The sequence below is a fragment of the Caballeronia sp. LZ033 genome, assembly GCF_031451265.1.
Taxonomy (GTDB): Bacteria; Pseudomonadota; Gammaproteobacteria; order Burkholderiales; family Burkholderiaceae; genus Caballeronia.
In genome coordinates, this window is record NZ_JARUXQ010000001.1 from 1278719 (window position 1) to 1296800 (window position 18082).

Annotated in this window: 17 protein-coding genes; 5 read left to right on the forward strand and 12 right to left on the reverse strand. The window is 66.3% G+C overall.

Going from position 1 to position 18082, the window contains the following annotated elements; translation table 11 throughout:
- Window positions 1-7: 7 nt before the first annotated feature.
- From thiD to lplT, 4 genes are read right to left on the reverse strand one after another with little or no spacing between them, the layout of a single operon-like run.
- Window positions 8-829 (reverse strand): bifunctional hydroxymethylpyrimidine kinase/phosphomethylpyrimidine kinase, encoded by an 822-nt coding sequence (thiD, locus tag QCE62_RS05850; protein WP_309915418.1) that lies wholly within the window; start codon window positions 827-829, stop codon window positions 8-10.
- Between the two features lie 7 nt (window positions 830-836).
- Window positions 837-1484 carry a thiamine phosphate synthase gene (gene thiE, locus QCE62_RS05855; RefSeq protein WP_309915421.1) on the reverse strand — a complete coding sequence of 216 codons (648 nt, stop codon included), beginning with the start codon at window positions 1482-1484 and terminating at the stop codon, window positions 837-839.
- Between the two features lie 2 nt (window positions 1485-1486).
- The gene (gene thiM / locus QCE62_RS05860) at window positions 1487-2302 is read right to left on the reverse strand and encodes a hydroxyethylthiazole kinase (protein ID WP_309915423.1); all 816 of its coding nucleotides are present in this window, start codon (window positions 2300-2302) and stop codon (window positions 1487-1489) included.
- Window positions 2303-2338: 36 nt separating this feature from the next.
- A complete protein-coding gene (gene lplT, locus QCE62_RS05865) occupies window positions 2339-3646 on the reverse strand; it encodes a lysophospholipid transporter LplT (RefSeq protein ID WP_309915426.1) in 1308 nt (435 codons plus the stop codon).
- A 280-nt stretch (window positions 3647-3926) separates the two neighbouring features.
- Between lplT and alr the strand changes: the two genes are divergently transcribed.
- The 3 genes from alr to QCE62_RS05880 all read left to right on the forward strand — a co-directional run bounded on the left by alr (window position 3927) and on the right by QCE62_RS05880 (window position 6895).
- A complete protein-coding gene (alr, locus tag QCE62_RS05870; RefSeq protein ID WP_309915428.1) occupies window positions 3927-4997 on the forward strand; it encodes an alanine racemase in 1071 nt (356 codons plus the stop codon).
- A 51-nt stretch (window positions 4998-5048) separates the two neighbouring features.
- Window positions 5049-6434 carry a DNA repair protein RadA gene (gene radA / locus QCE62_RS05875; RefSeq protein WP_309915431.1) on the forward strand — a complete coding sequence of 462 codons (1386 nt, stop codon included), beginning with the start codon at window positions 5049-5051 and terminating at the stop codon, window positions 6432-6434.
- A 197-nt stretch (window positions 6435-6631) separates the two neighbouring features.
- Window positions 6632-6895, forward strand: coding sequence for a DUF2866 domain-containing protein (locus QCE62_RS05880; RefSeq protein WP_309915434.1), 264 nt, complete (start codon window positions 6632-6634; stop codon window positions 6893-6895).
- Here the strand turns inward: QCE62_RS05880 and QCE62_RS05885 are convergent.
- Window positions 6892-7929, reverse strand: coding sequence for a CaiB/BaiF CoA-transferase family protein (locus tag QCE62_RS05885; RefSeq protein WP_309915435.1), 1038 nt, complete (start codon window positions 7927-7929; stop codon window positions 6892-6894). The genes QCE62_RS05880 and QCE62_RS05885 overlap by 4 nt on opposite strands.
- Before the next feature lie 16 nt (window positions 7930-7945).
- Window positions 7946-9883 (reverse strand): ATP-binding cassette domain-containing protein, encoded by a 1938-nt coding sequence (locus QCE62_RS05890; protein WP_309915437.1) that lies wholly within the window; start codon window positions 9881-9883, stop codon window positions 7946-7948.
- 182 nt (window positions 9884-10065) lie between these two features.
- Here QCE62_RS05890 and QCE62_RS05895 point away from each other — a divergent pair, with 182 nt between their 5' ends.
- Entirely contained in the window at window positions 10066-10557 is a 492-nt protein-coding gene (locus tag QCE62_RS05895; protein ID WP_309919655.1) for a glutathione peroxidase, read from the forward strand.
- A 4-nt stretch (window positions 10558-10561) separates the two neighbouring features.
- Here the strand turns inward: QCE62_RS05895 and cls are convergent, their stop codons facing one another.
- The 6 genes from cls to dapC form a co-directional block, all read right to left on the reverse strand.
- Complete coding sequence (cls, locus tag QCE62_RS05900) at window positions 10562-12052, reverse strand: cardiolipin synthase (RefSeq protein ID WP_309915440.1); 1491 nt, start codon at window positions 12050-12052, stop codon at window positions 10562-10564.
- Between the two features lie 143 nt (window positions 12053-12195).
- Window positions 12196-13080: a 50S ribosomal protein L3 N(5)-glutamine methyltransferase gene (prmB, locus tag QCE62_RS05905; RefSeq protein ID WP_309915442.1), complete on the reverse strand. Its 885-nt coding sequence runs from the start codon at window positions 13078-13080 to the stop codon at window positions 12196-12198.
- A 43-nt stretch (window positions 13081-13123) separates the two neighbouring features.
- Window positions 13124-14260: a succinyl-diaminopimelate desuccinylase gene (gene dapE / locus QCE62_RS05910; protein ID WP_309915444.1), complete on the reverse strand. Its 1137-nt coding sequence runs from the start codon at window positions 14258-14260 to the stop codon at window positions 13124-13126.
- A gap of 97 nt (window positions 14261-14357) precedes the next feature.
- Window positions 14358-14729, reverse strand: coding sequence for an ArsC family reductase (locus tag QCE62_RS05915; protein WP_309900598.1), 372 nt, complete (start codon window positions 14727-14729; stop codon window positions 14358-14360).
- A 2-nt stretch (window positions 14730-14731) separates the two neighbouring features.
- Window positions 14732-15559 carry a 2,3,4,5-tetrahydropyridine-2,6-dicarboxylate N-succinyltransferase gene (dapD, locus tag QCE62_RS05920; RefSeq protein WP_309808060.1) on the reverse strand — a complete coding sequence of 276 codons (828 nt, stop codon included), beginning with the start codon at window positions 15557-15559 and terminating at the stop codon, window positions 14732-14734.
- Window positions 15560-15625: 66 nt separating this feature from the next.
- Window positions 15626-16846: a succinyldiaminopimelate transaminase gene (dapC, locus tag QCE62_RS05925; protein ID WP_309915448.1), complete on the reverse strand. Its 1221-nt coding sequence runs from the start codon at window positions 16844-16846 to the stop codon at window positions 15626-15628.
- A gap of 226 nt (window positions 16847-17072) precedes the next feature.
- Here dapC and QCE62_RS05930 point away from each other — a divergent pair, with 226 nt between their 5' ends.
- A complete protein-coding gene (locus tag QCE62_RS05930; RefSeq protein ID WP_309915452.1) occupies window positions 17073-18080 on the forward strand; it encodes a DMT family transporter in 1008 nt (335 codons plus the stop codon).
- Window positions 18081-18082: the final 2 nt, after the last annotated feature.

Below are 18082 nucleotides of genomic sequence, written 5' to 3' on the forward strand. Positions count from 1 at the left end.
ACGCGACTCACCACCAGCGAAAGAAATGATGCACCGGCCCGACACCGTGGCCCACGTCGAGTTGCCCGCTCGCCTCGATCGCGCCGGTCAGGTAGCGCTTGGCCTCCGAGGTGGCGCTCGCCAGGTCGCCGCTGTGCGCCAGCAGCGCGGCGATCGCCGACGACAGCGTGCAGCCCGTGCCATGCGTGTTCCTGAGCGGCACGCGCACGCCGCCGAGCCGCAACGCGCCATGTTCCTCGATGAGCCAGTCCGGACTTTCCGTCGAGGCCAGATGGCCGCCTTTCATCAGCACCGCCTGCGCGCCGAGCGCGCGCAGCGCTTCGCCTTGACGGACCATCGCGTCTTCGTCGGCGGCGGATTCGGTGCCGAGCAGCGCGGCCGCTTCCGGCAGATTCGGCGTGACGAGCGTCGCGAGCGGCAGCAGTTCGTCGCGCAACGCGGCGACGGCTTCCGGCGCCAGCAACGCATGATGGCTTTTCGAGATCATCACGGTATCGAGCACGACATGCTTCGGCCGGTAACGCCGCAATGCGTCGGCGACCGCGCGCACGATGCCCGCGTTCGCCAGCATGCCGATCTTGACCGCGTCGATGCGGATGTCGTCGAACACGGCGTCCAGCTGCGCGCCGATGAACGACGGCTCAGGCGCATGGACCGCCGTGACGCCGCGCGTGTTCTGCGCGGTCAGCGCCGTGATGACGCTCGCGCCGTAGGCGCCGAGCGCGGAGAAGGCCTTGAGATCAGCCTGGATGCCCGCGCCGCCGCCCGAGTCGGAACCGGCGATCGTGAGCACGTTGGGAATGGTTTGCGTGGCGGAGATGTCGGACATGGCGAATTCAGGTTGGAGCGCGGGCGATCGTCGCGCGCAGGGCCGCCGCGGCTGCACGCGGATCCGCGGCCCGGCAGAGCGCCGATACCACGGCCAGGCCGGCGGGCCGGGCGCGCAGCACGTCGGCGGCGTTATTCGCCTGGATGCCGCCGATCGCCACAGTCGGAAAACGCGCGGCGGCGCGGATGGCCGCGAGGCCGTCGATGCCGCATGGCGTGGACGCGTCGGTCTTGGTCGGCGTCGCGTAGACCGGCCCTGCGCCCAGGTAATCGATGACGCCGGCGAGCGCGTCGGCTGCGGCGGTCTCCTCGAGATTCGACACCGACAGCCCGATCAGCGCATCCGGCCCGAGCATGTCCCGAACGACGCCGGCCGGCAGGTCGCGCTGGCCGACATGCACGCCATCGGCGCCGGCGGCGAGCGCGACATCGACGTGATCGTTGATGACGAAGGGCACGCCGTGCGCGCGCGTCAGCGGCAGGATGTCTCGCGCGAGGTCGAACCACGCGCGCTTGTGCCACTCGGGCGCGCGCAGTTGCACGAGCGTGGCGCCGCCCTCGAGCGCCGCGCGCGCGACCTGCACGGTCGCGTCGTGGCCGCCGCACTGCACCGGATCGAGCACGAGGTACAGCGACAGGTCGAAGGCGGTGCGCATCGTCAGCTCGCGACGACGTCGCGCTGCACGAGCGTCTGGCCGAACGCGGCCTGATCGAGCGATGCAAGCCGGTCCAGGTACGCGACCGCGAAGCTGCCGGGCAGGGCGGCGTCGCGCGCGGCGAGTTCGCCGGCGATGGTCGAATACGCGACGGCGGCCACCGTCGCGGCCCAGAACTCACTGGCATCGGACGCCGTGCCGACGAACGCCGCGACCGTCGCCGAGAGCGCGCAGCCGACGCCCGTCACGCGTGTCATCAAGGGCGAGCCGTTCGAGAGCGCGATCACGCGGCGGCCATCGGTCACGTAGTCGGTCTGGCCCGTCACGGCAACCACCGCCCGTGTTTTGAGCGCGAGGATCTGGGCGGCATCGAGGGCGGCGTCGGTGGCCGCGGTGCTGTCGACACCGCGTCCGCTCGCCGCGCCGCCCGACAGGCTGATGATCTCGGAAGCGTTGCCGCGGATGACGGCAGGTCTGGCATCGAGCAGGTCGAGCGCGAAATCAGTGCGGAACGAGAGCGGCCCGACCGCGACAGGATCGAGGATCCACGGCGTGCGCGCGTCGTTGGCGGCGTGCACGGCGGCGCGGATCGCGCGCGTCTGGGGCACGTCGAGCGTGCCGAGATTGACCGACAGCGCCTGCGCGATGGGCGCGAATTCCGCGACTTCCTCGCGCGCGACGACCATCGCCGGAGCCGCGCCGAGCGCCAGCAGCACGTTGGCCGTGAAGTTGGTGACGACGAGATTGGTCAGGCAATGCACCAGCGGAGCGCGCTCGCGCACACGGGAAACGAAGGCGTAGAGGTCGGCGGCGAGCATGAGGTGATGTCGATGAAGCGGCGCGTCAGTGACGCATCAGTGCCGCGCCTCGCCGATCAGCGCGACTGAATCGAACGCGCGCTGGTTGGCCTGATGCCGGCGCATCACAAAATACATCATGAGGCAGACGAACGAGCCGAACATGACGATGACGAACTGGATCGGCATGTCGAGCCAGACGAGCACCGCGTACAGGCACAGCATGACGAGCACGGAGAGGTTCTCGTTGAAGTTCTGCACGGCGATGGAATGTCCCGCCGACAGCAGCACGTGCCCGCGATGCTGGAGCAGCGCGTTCATCGGCACGACAAAGAAGCCCGACAGCCCGCCGACCACCATCAGGAACAGATAGGCGATCAGCAGATAGCCCGGGAAGTGCAGCTTGCCGAAGTAGATGCCCCAGTGCGCCGGAAACAGATGGCGGGTGTAGAACGCCATCACCATGACGGCGATGCCCATCATGATGCCGACCGGCAGCACCGAGAGCGAGCGCTTGAGCGGCACGCGGGCCGCCGCCAGCACGGCGCCGACCGCCACGCCGACCGCGATGACGGCCTGCAGGATGGCCGCCTGCGAAAGCGTCATGCCGAGCGAGACTTCGGCCCATTTCAGTACGATGAATTGCAGGGTGGCGCCCGCGCCCCAGAAGAGCGTCGTGACGGCCAGCGAAATCTGGCCGAGCTTGTCGCGCCAGAGGATGAGGAAGCAGTCGGCGAAATCGGTGATCAGCTTGAGCGGGCGCGTTTCCTGTTTCGGATAGCGCGCGCCGGTGTCGGGAATGCGCAGGTTGAACATCGCGGCGATCACGTACATCAGCATGATGACGAGCATCGCGGCTTCGGCGGGCGTATGGATGCGCGGAATGTGCAGCGACAGCAGATGACTCGCGATATGCGGACTGATGAGCGCGCCGCCCATCACGGTGCCGAGGATGATGGAGCCGACCGTTGTGCCTTCGATCCAGCCGTTCGCCGCCACGAGACGGTCGGGCGGCAGGAGCTCGGTGAGAATGCCGTACTTGGCGGGCGAGTAGGCGGCGGCGCCGAAGCCGACGATGCCGTACGCGAGCAGGGGATGCGCGCCGAACAGCATGGTGATGCAGCCGACCACCTTGATGGAATTGGTCACGAACATCACGTGACCCTTGGGCCGGGAATCCGCGAAGGCGCCGACGAAGGCCGCGAGCACCACGTACGAGAGGACGAAGAACAGCTTGAGCAGCGGCGTCATCCAGTTCGGGGCGTGAAGATCTTTCAGCAGTGCAATGGCAGCGATCAGTAGAGCGTTGTCGGCCAGCGATGAGAAAAACTGCGCGGCCATGATGGTGTAAAAACCTTTTTTCATCTGATCCGAAGCTTTCCTCACTGCGGGTGATCCGCCCCGGGCACGTCGTGTGTGACCGGGCTTATGCCTTTCGAAATGGGTTGTGCGCACGGCTTTATAACACGAAAATAGATGCATTCTGACTAGCAGTAATCTCGATGACGTGCGAAATGGCACGCCCGTCCCGAAGATTCGTCATAACTTACTGATTCGCAAGGCGCCTGAGCGGCGCAGCGGGATGCATCCCGCTGGCGTATGCTCGCCGTTCCGGCCGCCTTCATTGCCTTTCAACCAGACACTCATGCCGCGCCCCCTATCCGCAACCATCCACACCGCCGCACTCGCCAACAATCTCGCCATTGCCCGGAAGTTCGCGCCGAAATCCAAGATCTGGGCCGTCGTCAAGGCCAATGCGTATGGCCATGGTCTTGCCCGGGCGTTCCCGGGATTGCGCGCGACGGACGGCTTTGGGCTTCTCGACCTCGAAGAAGCCGCGAAGTTGCGTGAATTGGGCTGGGCGGGGCCGATTCTTTTGCTCGAAGGCTTTTTCCGCCCGACTGACATCGACGTCATCGACCGCTACAGCCTGACCACCGCCATTCATTGCGACGAGCAATTGCGCATGCTGGAAATGGCGCGGCTTTCGAAGCCCGTCAACGTCCAGCTGAAGATGAACAGCGGCATGAACCGCCTGGGCTACCGGCCGGAGAAGTATCGCGCGGCGTGGGAGCGGGCGCGGGCGTGCCAGGGCATCGGCCAGATCACGCTGATGACCCATTTCTCCGATGCCGACGGCCCGCGCGGCATCACTCATCAGCTCGAGGCCTTCGAGCGCGGCGCCGAGGGCATTGCCGGCGCGCGCAGCCTCTCCAATTCGGCGGCCCTGCTGTGGCATGAAGGCGCGCATTTCGACTGGGTGCGGCCGGGCATCATGCTGTACGGCGCTTCGCCGTCGGGCGTGACCGCGGATATTGCCGCCATCGGACTCAAGCCCGCCATGACGCTGCAATCCGAGCTGATCGCCGTGCAGACGGTCGATGCGGGCAGCAGCATCGGCTATGGCTCGACCTTCACGGCGGGGCAGTCGATGCGCGTCGGCGTGGTCGCGTGCGGTTACGCGGACGGCTATCCGCGCGTGGCGCCGGAAGGCACGCCGGTGATCGTCGACGGCGTGCGCACGAAGCTCGTCGGCCGCGTCTCGATGGACATGCTCACCGTCGATCTCACACCGTGTCCGAATGCGGGCGTCGGCGCGCGCGTCGAGCTGTGGGGCCCGCGTCTGCCGATCGACGACGTCGCCAGCGCGGCGGGCACGATCGGCTATGAGCTCATGTGCGCGATCGCGCAGCGCGTGCCGGTGCGCGCGGAATGACGGGTTCTGACTGGGCAATCCGAACGACTTTAGAACAAGGCAAGGCACTCAGTGGCAAAAGCAGCAAAGGCGAAAACGCTCTTTACGTGTAGCGAATGCGGCGGGCAGTCGCCGAAATGGACAGGCCAGTGCGCCGCATGCGGGGCCTGGAACACGCTGGTGGAAACCGTGGAGCAGGCGCCGTCGGCGCATCGCTTCCAGGCGCTGGCAAAGAGCTCGGCGGTGCGCAAGCTGGCGGACATCGAGGCCGCCGACGTGCCGCGTTTCACCACCGGTGTCGGCGAATTCGACCGCGTGCTGGGCGGCGGCCTGGTGCCGGGCGGCGTCGTGCTGATTGGCGGCGATCCGGGCATCGGTAAATCCACGCTGTTGCTGCAGTCGCTTGCCGAGATCGCGCGCAAGCGGCCCGCGCTGTATGTGAGCGGCGAGGAATCCGGCGCGCAGATCGCGTTGCGGGCCCAGCGGCTGGGGTTGATCGGCGGCGCAAGCGGCGCGGGCGATCTGGCGCTGCTCGCGGAAATCCAGCTCGAAAAGATCCAGGCGACCATCGACGAGCAGCGGCCCGAAGTCGCCGTGATCGACTCCATCCAGACCATCTACTCCGAAGCGCTGACCTCGGCGCCCGGTTCGGTCGCGCAGGTGCGCGAGTGCGCGGCGCAACTGACGCGCATCGCGAAGCAGACCGGCACGGCGATCATCATGGTCGGCCACGTGACCAAGGAAGGCAGTCTCGCGGGGCCGCGCGTGCTGGAGCATATCGTCGATACCGTGCTGTACTTCGAGGGCGACACGCACTCGTCGTTCAGGCTCGTGCGCGCGTTCAAGAACCGCTTCGGCGCGGTCAACGAACTCGGCGTGTTCGCGATGACGGAAAAGGGTTTGCGCGGCGTCGCCAATCCGTCGGCGCTGTTTCTCTCGCAGCACGAGCAGAGCGTCTCGGGTTCGTGCGTGCTGGTGACGCAGGAAGGCTCGCGGCCCTTGCTGGTGGAAGTGCAGGCGCTGGTCGATACCGCCCATGTTCCCAATCCGCGCCGTCTTGCCGTCGGCCTGGAGCAGAACCGTCTGGCGCTGTTGCTCGCGGTGCTGCACCGGCACGCGGGCATTGCGTGCTTCGACCAGGACGTGTTCCTCAATGCGGTCGGCGGGGTCAAGATCACCGAACCCGCGGCCGATCTGGCCGTGCTGCTCGCCATTCACTCGTCGCTGCGCAACAAGCCGCTGCCCAAGGGGCTCATCACCTTTGGCGAGGTCGGACTGGCCGGCGAGATCCGGCCGTCGCCGCGCGGCCAAGACCGTCTGAAGGAAGCTGCCAAGCTCGGGTTTTCGGTCGCGCTGATTCCGAAGGCGAATGCGCCGAAACAGGCGATCGACGGACTCAAGGTCGTGGCTGTGGACCGCATCGAGGAAGCGATCGACCGGGTGCGCGATCTCGAATAGGACGTTCGCGTAGCGCGCGCCGTGCGGCAGGGAAACCTGCAATGATCGGGCCCCTCGTAACGCGTCGTAAAATTATCGTTGCGCAATGTAACCCAATCGAAGCGCGCTTTTCTTATCCTTCCAGAGCTACGGACCCGGCAACCTCGCTCACGCCTCTCAAGAAGCGAGGTGACTGGAAGGATCGAGAGGACCACGCTTTGAAACACCTGAAATCTACCCGGCCGAAGCCCGCGTTCCATCTGCGCGGTTGCCGTGTCTCCGCGCCGCTGCAGCAGCCGTGGGGCAGCGGCTGCAGGATCGTGGAATGGATCGACGAGAACGGCCAGATTTCGCGCCGCGCCGTTGCCGCCGACGTCACCGAAGACGAAGTGGTCGCCACCATCCGCAAGCATGTGACCGGCCGCAAGCACGTGCTGGTGGATGACGAACGCGAGCCGCGCCAGGTTCTGCCTCGCCGCTAGTCTGGCGTCTGGCGTGCTTGCGCTGTAAAGAGAGGATGCATGGCCGCTTCGGCGGGGGTGAGCACCGGCGCGACGCAGCAATCGAGCGGCTCCAGCAACGCCATCCATTCGTCTCGCGTGCGCTCGCGAAAGCATGCCGCGAGTTCCGCCGACAGTTGCGCCGCATCCACGCCGCCGATAGCCTGCCCGAGACTCCAGTGACGGCCGGCCCAGTCCGGGCGGCCGAGCGCTTCGCACAGCGTTCGCCAGAACTTCAACTCGAGCGCGCCGACGGCAATGAAGCGTTCATCGCGCGTGCGATACACGTCGTAACAGGGCACGCCACCGTTCAGCAAACCCGCGCCGGCGCGCGTGACCGCGGGGTCTTCATTGGCGAGCGCGATGTGGGCCATCACGTTGTGGGCGTGCATCGCGTGCGTCATCGATATATCGATGCGCCTTCCCGCGCCGCCGCGCGCCACCTGCCACGCTGCCGCGAGCATTTCCGTCACTGCCGTCAACGCGCCGCCGAGCAGGTCGGCCAGCTGGAAATTCGGCGCGATGGGCGTGCCGTCGCGGGCGGCTAGCTGATCGAGCACGCCAGCGTAGGCGATGTAGTTCAGGTCGTGACCGGCCTTGTGCGCAAACGGTCCCTCGGCGCCGAAGCCCGTGATCGCGCAATAGACGAGCTTCGGATTGGCCTCGCGCAGCACCTCGTCACCCACACCCAGCCGCGCCATGACCGCTGGGCGGAAGCTTTCCACCAGAATGTCCGCGTCGCGCGCCAGTTCGATCAGCCGGGCGCGACCTTCCGGCGTTTTCAGATCCAGCGTGAGCTGCCGTTTGCCGCGATTGACGATGCGATAGAACGCGCTCGGCACGCCGCGCGCGCGGTCGGCCGGGCTTTGCAGCATCGTGCGCGCATAGTCGCCGTCACCCGGCGGTTCGATCTTGAGGACGTCGGCGCCGAGTTCCGCCAGCCGCAGCGTGGCGACGGGTCCGGGCAGAAGCCGCGTCAGGTCGAGGACGCGCAGGCCGGTGAGTGCAGGCGTCACGTGGCGGGTCTCCTCATCAGCCGATCTGCTCCAGTTCCTCGTGCGTGTCGAGCCATTCCATTTCGAGCGTTTCGAGACGCGCACCGACTTCGCCCTGACGACGGAGCGTCTCGGTCAGCCGGGTCTTCAAGGCCGTGTCATAGCTCGCGGGATCGGCGACGAACGCATCGAGTTCGGCTTTCTCGGCGTTGAGCGTGTCCATTTCCTTTTCGATCTTCTTGATGCGCGTCTGCAGCGGCTTCTTCAGATGCGCAAGCTTCTGCCGCTCCTGCGCGTCCTGCCGACGCTGTTCGCGCCGGTTCACGCCGCTGTCCTGCGCCTCGCCCGCCGCCGCCGCGCCCGCTTCCCGAGCCGCCGCGCGCGTTTCGGCGGCATGTTGCAGCAGCCAGTCGCGGTAGTCGTCGAGGTCGCCTTCGAACGGATGAAGCCGATGTTTCGCGACCAGCATGAAGGTGTCCGTGGTCGCGCGCAGCAGATGGCGGTCGTGCGACACCAGGATCAGCGTGCCTTCGAACTGCGCGAGCGCCATGGTCAGCGCATGACGGGTTTCGAGGTCGAGGTGATTGGTCGGTTCGTCGAGCAGCAGCAGGTTCGGCTTTTGCCAGATGATCAGCGCCAGCGCCAGCCGCGCTTTCTCGCCGCCGGAGAAGGGCGCGATTTTCGCCGTGGCCATGTCGCCGGAGAAGTTGAAGCTGCCGAGGAAATCGCGCAATTCCTGTTCGCGCGCGTCGGGGGCGAGGCGCGCGAGATGCTGGAGCGGCGAATCGTCGGGACGCAGGGTTTCCAGCTGATGCTGCGCAAAATAGCCGATCTGCAGACCGCGCCCCTGGCGCACGTCGCCCGACAACGGCGCGAGCGTGTGCGCCAGGGTCTTGATGAGCGTGGACTTGCCCTGGCCGTTGGCGCCGAGCAGGCCGATGCGCTGGCCGTTCTGGATGGACAGCGACACGCCCTCGACAATCGGAATCTCGCCGCCTTCCTCACTGTGATAGCCGCAGCGCACGTCCTCCATGACCATCATCGGATTGGGCGCCGCGTCGGGTTCGCGGAACTCGAACGTGAACGGCGAACTCGCGTGCGCCGGCGCGATCAGCTCCATCTTTTCGAGCGCCTTCACGCGGCTCTGCGCCTGCTTGGCCTTGGTGGCCTTCGCCTTGAAGCGGTTGATGAAGCTTTGCAGGTGCGCGACCGTCTTCTGCTGCTTCTCATAGGCGCTCTGCTGCAGCGCGATCTGCTGGGCGCGCAGCACTTCGAACTGGCTGTAGTTGCCGCCGTAGCGCTTGACCTGACGATTTTCCAGATGCAGCGTGACGTTGCAGACCGCATCGAGAAACTCGCGGTCGTGCGAAATCACGACCAGCGTGCCCGGATAGCGCGCGAGCCAGTCTTCCAGCCAGACAATGGCGTCCAGATCCAGGTGATTGGTCGGTTCGTCGAGCAGCAGGAGGTCCGACGGGCACATCAGCGCCTGGGCGAGATTCAGCCGCATGCGCCAGCCGCCCGAAAAGCTGGAAACGGGCTCACGCGTTTGCTCCAGCGTGAAGCCGAGGCCCAGCAGCAAGGTTTCGGCGCGAGCGGGGGCGGTGTAGCCGTCGGCATCCGCGAAGGCGGCGTGCGCTTCGGCTTCGGCGGCGCCGTCGTGCGCGGCAGAGGCAGCCGCGATGCGGGCTTCGATGTCCCGCAGGCGGGTATCGCCGTCCAACGTGTACTCGAGCGCGCTACGGTGTACGGCGGGCGTTTCCTGCGCGACATGGGCAATGCGCCACGACGGCGGCATGGAAAAGTCGCCGCCGTCCGCGTGCAGTTCCCCGCGCAGCACGGAGAAGAGCGTGGACTTGCCTGCGCCATTGGCGCCGACGAGACCGGCTTTTTCGCCCGGATTGAGCGTGAAGCTGGTGTCTTCGAAAAGCGGCTTGGTGCCGCGCGACAGGCTGAACTGGTTGAAGCGGATCACGTGCGTAGGGCGGCGAAAGGGGGCGCGGCTTGAAGAGAAAGCGCTATTTTAGACCGGACCGATCGCGCCACAGGGGTCGTCCGTTCGGCCGATGGCAGGCATTCGCGCGGCGGGTTAGCATCCCGGGACTTTCATCGAATGCGCATAGCGCGCCTTTCAGGAGCAGGATCATGAGCGAATCCATGAGCACACCCGGCACGGACATCTACGGTTTCTCGGCCGAAACCCTCGGCGGCGGCACCGTCACCCTGGACCAGTACCGGGACAAGGTGCTGCTGATCGTCAACACGGCGAGCGAATGCGGCTTCACGCCGCAATACAAGGGCTTGCAGGCGGTCTATCAGAAGCTCGCCGCGCGCGGCTTCGAGGTGCTGGGCTTTCCCTGCAACCAGTTCGGCAAGCAGGAGCCCGGCGACGCCGCGCAGATCGGTGCGTTCTGCGAGCAGAACTACGGCGTCACCTTCCCGATGTTCGCGAAGATCGACGTGAACGGCGCGAACGCCCATCCGCTCTTCAAGTACCTGAAGGACAAGGAACCCGGGCTGCTCGGCATCGAGGCCATCAAATGGAATTTCACGAAGTTCCTCGTGGACCGCAACGGCGCCGTGGTCAAGCGCTATGCGCCGCAGACCAAGCCCGAGGCGATCGTCGAGGACATCGAAAAGCTGCTCTGAGGCTTCAGAGGATCGGCGAGAACAGCCGCGCCACGTGCATCGCCATGCGCCGCCAGAACACGGCGCCGCGATAATCGTTCGTGTCGATCTCGACGGAATGCGCGAAATCGGCATCCAGCATCGCTTCCACTTCGGCTGCGAAAGCGCGGTCCACGGTGAGCACCGTGATTTCGAAGTTCAGGCGGAACGAACGGTTGTCGAGGTTCGCGCTGCCCACGGACGCGGCCGTGTCGTCCACGAGCACCACTTTCTGATGCAGGAAGCCCGGCTGGTAGCGGAAGATGCGCACGCCCGCCTGCACGAGGTCGTAGGCGAAGAGTTTCGACGCCGCGAACACCACGTGATGATCGCGCCGGCTCGGAATCAGGATGCGCACGTCCACGCCGCGCAGCACCGCGAGACGAAGCGCGGAAAACACGGCTTCGTCGGGAATCAGATAGGGCGAAGTGATCCAGATGCGCTCGCGCGCCGCATTGATCGCTTCCACGAAGAACAGCGAGCAGGTTTCCTGCTTGTCGGCGGGGCCGCTCGACAGCACCATGCAATGCATGTTCTCGTCCGAATGCGGTGCGGGACCGAGTTCGGGCAGGCGCTGCGTGGCCCAGTACCAGTCCTCGGTAAAGACGAACTGGATGCTGGCGATGGCCGGTCCGCGCACTTCCACATGGGTGTCGCGCCAGGGCGAGAGACGCGGATTGCCGCCGAGATACTCGACGCCCACGTTGTGACCGCCAACGAACGCGCGCTTGCCGTCCACCACCACGATCTTGCGGTGATTGCGGAAGTTGATCTGAAAGCGGTGGACGAACTTGCGCTTGGCCGCGAACGGATGGGTTTCCACGCCGCCCGCGCGCAGTGCGTTCACGTAGCGGTGCGGCAGGTCGAAGCTGCCGACGCTGTCATACAGGAAGTACACGCGCACGCCTGCCTGCGCCCGGCGGATGAGCGCGTCCTTCAGCATCTCGCCGAGGGCGTCGTCGCGCACGATGAAGAACTGCACGACCACGTAGTGCTCGGCGGTGGCAATGGCGTCGAGGATCGCGGCGAAGGTGGCGTCGCCGTTCACCAGCACGCGCACCGAATTGCCGCGCAGGAACGGCATGCCGGACAGGCGCTGCAGCGTGCGGATGGTCGGGTTGCCGAGATAGGCGGCCGGTCCCGGCGCCAGTTCGCCGCGCGCGCCTGAAGAATCCAGAGCGGGCAGGGTGTTGGGCGCATCGCTGCGTGCGCCGGAATCCCATTCGGCGGGTTTCGAGCGGCTGCGCAGGATATCGAGTTCGAGGCGGCGCTCGTCGATATAGCCGGCGAACTTGCTGCGGCCGAGGAACAGGTAGGGGATGAGCGTGAAGTAAGGCATCGCGACCAGCGACACGGCCCACGCCACCGCGCCTTGCGAGGTGCGCGTATGAATCACGGCATGGATCGCGGCGATCACGCCCAGCACGTGCGCGGCGATCACCAGCGTGCCTATGTGGAGCCAGTCCGATGCTTGCATAGACGCGAAACGGGAGAGGAAAAAGGGTAGGCTGACGGCGATTCGCCATCTTACCCAAGCCTTCCGCGCGAAGTGTCAGCAATCGTTGCAGCGGGCGCCGTGCAGTGTCGCGAAGTCGTGCCGCGACGCCCGGTCGTGCGGTCTCAGGCCGGCAAGTCGGCGGCCTGGATCAGGAACACGTTGTCGTCGCCGGCGCTGGTCGAGAGCCAGACGAGATCGAGGCCGCCCAGCGCCGCTTCCACATTTGCCCGCTCGTTGCCGATCTCGACCACCAGCACGCCGTCTTCGGTCAGCCACTTGCCCGCTTCGCGCACGATGCGCCGCACCACGTCCATGCCGTCCGCGCCGCCCGCCAGCGCCAGTTCCGGCTCGTGCTGGTACTCGCGCGGCAGCGCCTGCATCGACTCGGCGTTGACGTAAGGCGGGTTCGAGAGGATCACCTCGTAGCGCGTGGTCGGCAGCGGCGCGTAGAGGTCGCCTTCGTACAGGGTCACGCGCGCGTCGAGTCCATAGTCGTCGACGTTGCGGCGCGCCACCGCGAGCGCGTCCGCGGAAATGTCGACGGCGTCGACATCGGCATGGTCGAACGCGTGCGCCGCGAGAATCGCGAGGCAGCCCGAGCCGGTGCAGAGTTCGAGCACGCGCGTCACCTGATCGGGGTCCGCCACGTAGGGTTGCAGGCCGTCCTGCAGCAATTCGCCGATGAACGAGCGCGGCACGATCACGCGCTCGTCCACGTAGAAGCGGTTGCCGTGCATCCACGCTTCCTGCGTGATGTAGGCAGCGGGCACGCGCTCGGTCGCGCGGCGTTCGATCACCTTCATCACGGCGTCGATTTCATGGTCGAGCAGGCGCGCGTCGAGGAACGGGTCGAGCGTGTCGAGCGGCAGATGCAGCGTATGCAGGATCAGATAGGCGGCTTCGTCGTAGGCATTGGTCGTGCCATGGCCGAACGAGAGTCCGGCTTGCGTGAAACGCGAGACGCCGAAGCGCAGCAGGTCGCGCACGGTCGTGAAGGGTAGCGCCATGGAAGGCTCCTGTTTGTTGTCGGACTGGATTGAGCGGACCGTTTCAGGCGATGAGCCGTTCCAGCACGCGGCGGTACACGTTTTTCAACGGCTCGATGAAGCGCACTTCCACATGCTCGTCGATCTTGTGGATGGTGCCGTTCGGCGGGCCGAATTCCACGACCTGATCGCAGATCTGCGCAATGAAGCGTCCATCCGACGTCCCGCCGGTCGTCGACAGCTCGGTGCGCACGCCGGTTTCGTCGTGGATGGCCTGCTCCAGCGCGTCGGACAGCGCGCCGCGCGGCGTCAGGAAGGGCAGGCCGCTGACGGTCCACGTCAGGTCGTAGTCGAGGCCGTGCCGGTCGAGGATCGCGTGGACGCGGGCCTGCAGTCCTTCCACCGTGCTCGCCGTCGAGAAGCGGAAGTTGAACATCAGGTCCGCGAGGCCGGGAATGATGTTGGTGGCGCCGGTGCCGGAGTGCAGGTTGGACACCTGCCAGGTGGTCGGCGGGAAGTATTCGTTGCCGTCGTCCCATTTTTCCGCGACGAGTTCCGTCAGCGCCGGGGCCAGCAGATGTACCGGATTCTTCGCCAGATGCGGATAGGCAATATGCCCCTGCACACCCTTGACGATGAGCTTGCCGCTCATCGAGCCGCGCCGGCCGTTCTTGACCATGTCGCCGAGCGTCGCGCTCGACGTCGGCTCGCCGACGATGCAGTAGTCGAGCCGCGTGCCGCGCGCCTTCAGCGCTTCGACGACCTTGATGGTGCCGTCGGTGGCGGGGCCTTCCTCGTCGCTGGTGATCAGGAACGCGAGCGTGCCGCGATGCTGCGGATGCTGCGCGACGAACTCTTCGCTCGACACGACGAACGCCGCCAGCGACGCCTTCATGTCCGCCGCGCCGCGGCCGTAGAGCTTGCCGTCGCGGTGGGTCGGCGTGAAGGGCGGCGAGGTCCACTGTTCGAGCGGGCCGGTGGGCACGACATCGGTGTGGCCCGCGAAGGCGAGCAGCTTGCCGGACGGGTCCGTGCCGCGCTTCACGGCCCACAGGTTGGTGACGCCGCCCGATTCGATCGTTTCGCAGTCGAAGCCGAGCGCGGCGAGCCGCTCGATCATCAGCGCCTGACAGGCCTGGTCGTCGGGCGTGACGGAGGCGCGCTCGATCAGCGCTTCGGTGAGGGAAAGGGTGCCGGACATGGTGAATTCACGTAGGTGCGATGAAAAATGCCGGCGCGCGGGCCGGCACTCGAAGCAAGCGGGCGATGACCGTAAGAGGCACAGTCATCGCGGGGACTCAGGCGAAGAGCGTGTCGTACTGCTCGGCGGAAAAACCGAGCGTCTTCACGCGCCCGTTCACGACGACCACCGGCCGCTTGATGATGGACGGCTTGTGGATCATCAGCGCAATGGCGCCGGCCGTGGTGCCGGCCTCGGCCTTGTGGACCTCCGACAAACCGCGCCAGGTGGTGCCGCGCTTGTTGATGAGCTGTTCCAGCGGCACGTCCTTCAGCCAGTCCTGGATCAGCGCGGTCGAAACGCCGGCCTTCTTGAAGTCGTGGAACTCGAACGGCACGCCGTGCTCTTCCAGCCACACGCGCGCTTTCTTCACGGTGTCGCAGTTCGGAATGCCGTAGACGACGGTGGTTGGAGTCGAGCCGCGGGCCACGTTCAGTCGCCTCGCAGCAGTTCGTTCAGGCCGACCTTGGCGCGCGTCTTGGCGTCCACCTTTTTGACGATCACGGCGCAGTACAGGCTGTGCGAACCGTCCTTCGACGGCAGGTTGCCCGCCACCACCACCGAGCCCGCCGGGATGCGGCCGTAGCTGACTTCACCGGTTTCGCGGTCGTAGATCTTGGTGGATTGACCGAGGTACACGCCCATCGAGATGACCGAGTTTTCTTCGACGATCACGCCTTCCACCACTTCCGAGCGCGCGCCGATGAAGCAGTTGTCCTCGATGATGACCGGGTTCGCCTGCAGCGGCTCCAGCACGCCGCCGATGCCCACGCCGCCCGACAGGTGCACGTTCTTGCCGATCTGCGCGCACGAGCCGACGGTGGCCCAGGTATCGACCATCGTGCCTTCGTCGACGTAGGCGCCGATGTTGGTGTACGACGGCATCAGCACGACGTTCTTCGCGATGAACGAGCCGCGGCGCGCGATGGCCGGCGGCACGACGCGGAAGCCGCCTGCCGCGAAGTCTTCCGCGGTGTAGTTCGCGAACTTCGAGGGCACCTTGTCGTAGAACTGCGAGTAGCCGCCGGCGGGCATCGGCGCGTTGTCTTCGAGGCGGAACGACAGCAGCACGGCCTTCTTGAGCCACTGGTTCACGGTCCACTCGCCGTCGCGCTTTTCAGCGACGCGCATGTGACCCTTGTCCAGTTGTTCGATGGCGTGCGCGACGGCTTCGCGGACTTCGGCGGGCGCGGCCTTGGGCGAGAGCTCGGCGCGGTTGTCCCAGGCGGTATCGATGATGCTCTGAAGTTGTTGCGACATAGTAGGGTTCGAGGATGGGTAATCGGGCCGGCTGGCGATGGGTCCGTGAGACTCAGTTCTTCAAGCTCAGGACGCGAGCGAGCGGCAGAATTCGACGATGCGGCGTGCGCCTTCGACACATTCCCCGGTTTCGGCCACCAGCGCGATGCGCACGAAGCCGACGCCGGGATTCGTGCCATGCGCCGCGCGAGCGAGGAAGGAGCCCGGCAGAACGGTCACATTATAGTCGGCGTACAGGCGCGCCGCGAACTCGGTATCCGTCAGGCCAGTGCGTTCGACGTTCGCCCAGAGATAGAACGCGGCGTCCGGCAGGCGCACGTCGAGCACCTCGGCGAGCATCGGCGTGACGGTCGTGAACTTCTCCACATACTTCGCGCGGTTTTCGCGCACGTGCGTTTCGTCTTGCCAGGCGGCGATGCTCGCGCGCTGGAACATCGTCGACAAGGCCGCGCCGTGATACGTGCGATACAGCAGGAAGTCCTTCAGGATCGCTGCGTCGCCGGCGACGAAGCCCGAGCGCATGCCCGGCACGTTCGAGCGTTTCGACAGGCTCGACAGCATGACCAGACGCTCGAAGCCGCGGCCGAGCAGGCGGGCTGCTTCCAGGCCGCCGAGCGGGGGCTGCGCTTCGTCGAAGTAGATCTCCGAGTAGCACTCATCCGAGGCGATCACGAAACCATGTTTGTCCGAGAGCGCGAACAGTTCGCGCCAGTTGTCGAGCGTGAGCACCGCGCCGGTCGGGTTGCCCGGCGAGCACACGTAGAGCAGTTGCGTGCGGGCCCAGATGTCTTCCGGGACAGCGGAGTAATCGCAGGCGAAGTTGCGCGCCGGATCGCTGTTGACGAAGTAGGGCTCGGCGCCAGCGAGCAGCGCGGCGCCTTCGTAGATTTGATAGAACGGGTTCGGACAGAGTACGATGGGCGGCGCTTCGGCCATGCCCGCGCTGCGGCTGTCGATCACGGTCTGCGCGAGCGAGAACAGCGCTTCGCGGGAACCCGATACAGGCAGCACTTCGGTCGCCGGATTCACTTTCTCGAGGCCGTAGCGCTGCATGACCCATGCCGCGATCGCCTTGCGCAATGGCTCGCTGCCGAGCGTCGCCGGGTAGGATGCGAGGCCGTCGAGGGCGGCGATCACCGCGTCGCGGACGAGCGGCGGCGTCGGATGCTTGGGTTCGCCGATGCCGAAGCCGATCGGCGTGAATCCGGCGCGCGGTTCGATGCCTTCGAAAAGCGCCCGAAGCTTTTCGAACGGATAGGGCTGAAGTGTCTTGAGAAGTGGATTCACGGCGTGATCGATAAGCAGGGGTCGACGCGCGAGCGGCATCCGAAGGGCATCGAACGGAACGAGACAGACACTCGCCACCGAGTGCTTTGAACGCGCGCGCAAGGCAAGCTGAAGATTATAGCGCGGGGCCGTATGCGTGAAACGGCCGGCGGTCCGCCGCCTCAAGAGGCTGAACCATCAAACCGGAGACAGTAGTGAAGAAGCACACCATGACCGGCGCGCCGCAATGACCGGCAGTCTGCGCAATGCATGGCCCACGTTCGCGATCATGCTCGGCGCGTCCGTCTGGGGACTCGTCTGGTATCCGATGCGCATGCTCGCCGCCATGGGCTTCACCGGCACCGCCGCGAGCGCCACCACCAGCGCCGCCGCCTGTCTGTTCGTGCTGCTGGTCCGGCGCCGCTCGATCAGCACGCTGTCCTGGCACTGGCTGCTGGTCGCGCTCGGGCTGGCGTCGGGCGTGACCAACCTGGGCTTCGTGTGGGGCGCCATCCACGGCCAGGTGATGCGCGTGCTGCTGCTGTTCTATCTGACACCCGCGTGGACCGCGGTCTTCGCGCACTTCATCCTCAGGGAACGCCTGACGCGCGCCGATGCGTGCCTGTCGCTGCTCTCGCTCGCAGGCGCGGTGACGATGCTCTGGTCGCCCGAGCTGGGGCTTCCGCTGCCCGCCAGCCTCGCCGAGTGGGCAGGGCTGATGGGCGGCATGGGTTTCGCGATGAGCAACGTGCTGATCGTCAAGGTCTCCCGCACGCTGCCCGCCATGAAGGCCGAGATGCGCACCGCCGTGATCTTCGGCGGCGCGGCCTTGCTCGCGTCCCTCGCCACGCTGTTCGAGCCGATGCCCGCGCCGCCCGCCGCCGCGCTTTGGCCGATGGTCGCGTGCATCGTGATCGGGCTCGGCATCGTGCTCGCGGGCAACAACATGATCGTGCAGCTCGGGCTCGCGCGCGTGCCGCCGAATCGCGCGTCCATCATCATGCTGTTCGAACTCGTGGTGACGGCGCTGTCGTCCTGGCTCTTCGCGGGCGAGGTGCCCGGTCCGCGCGAATGGGCGGGCGGTGCGTGCATCGTCGCGGCGTGCGTGCTGTCGGCGTGGGTGCACCGGCGGCGTGTGCCGCCCAGCGCGCCGCGATCGTCGGATTCACCGCGTTCGCCGCACGCGTCCGAGGCGTCCGGCGCGAGCGAACACGCGCCGGAAAGCAAAAAGAAATCGGTTCGCGCGATGGTATGATG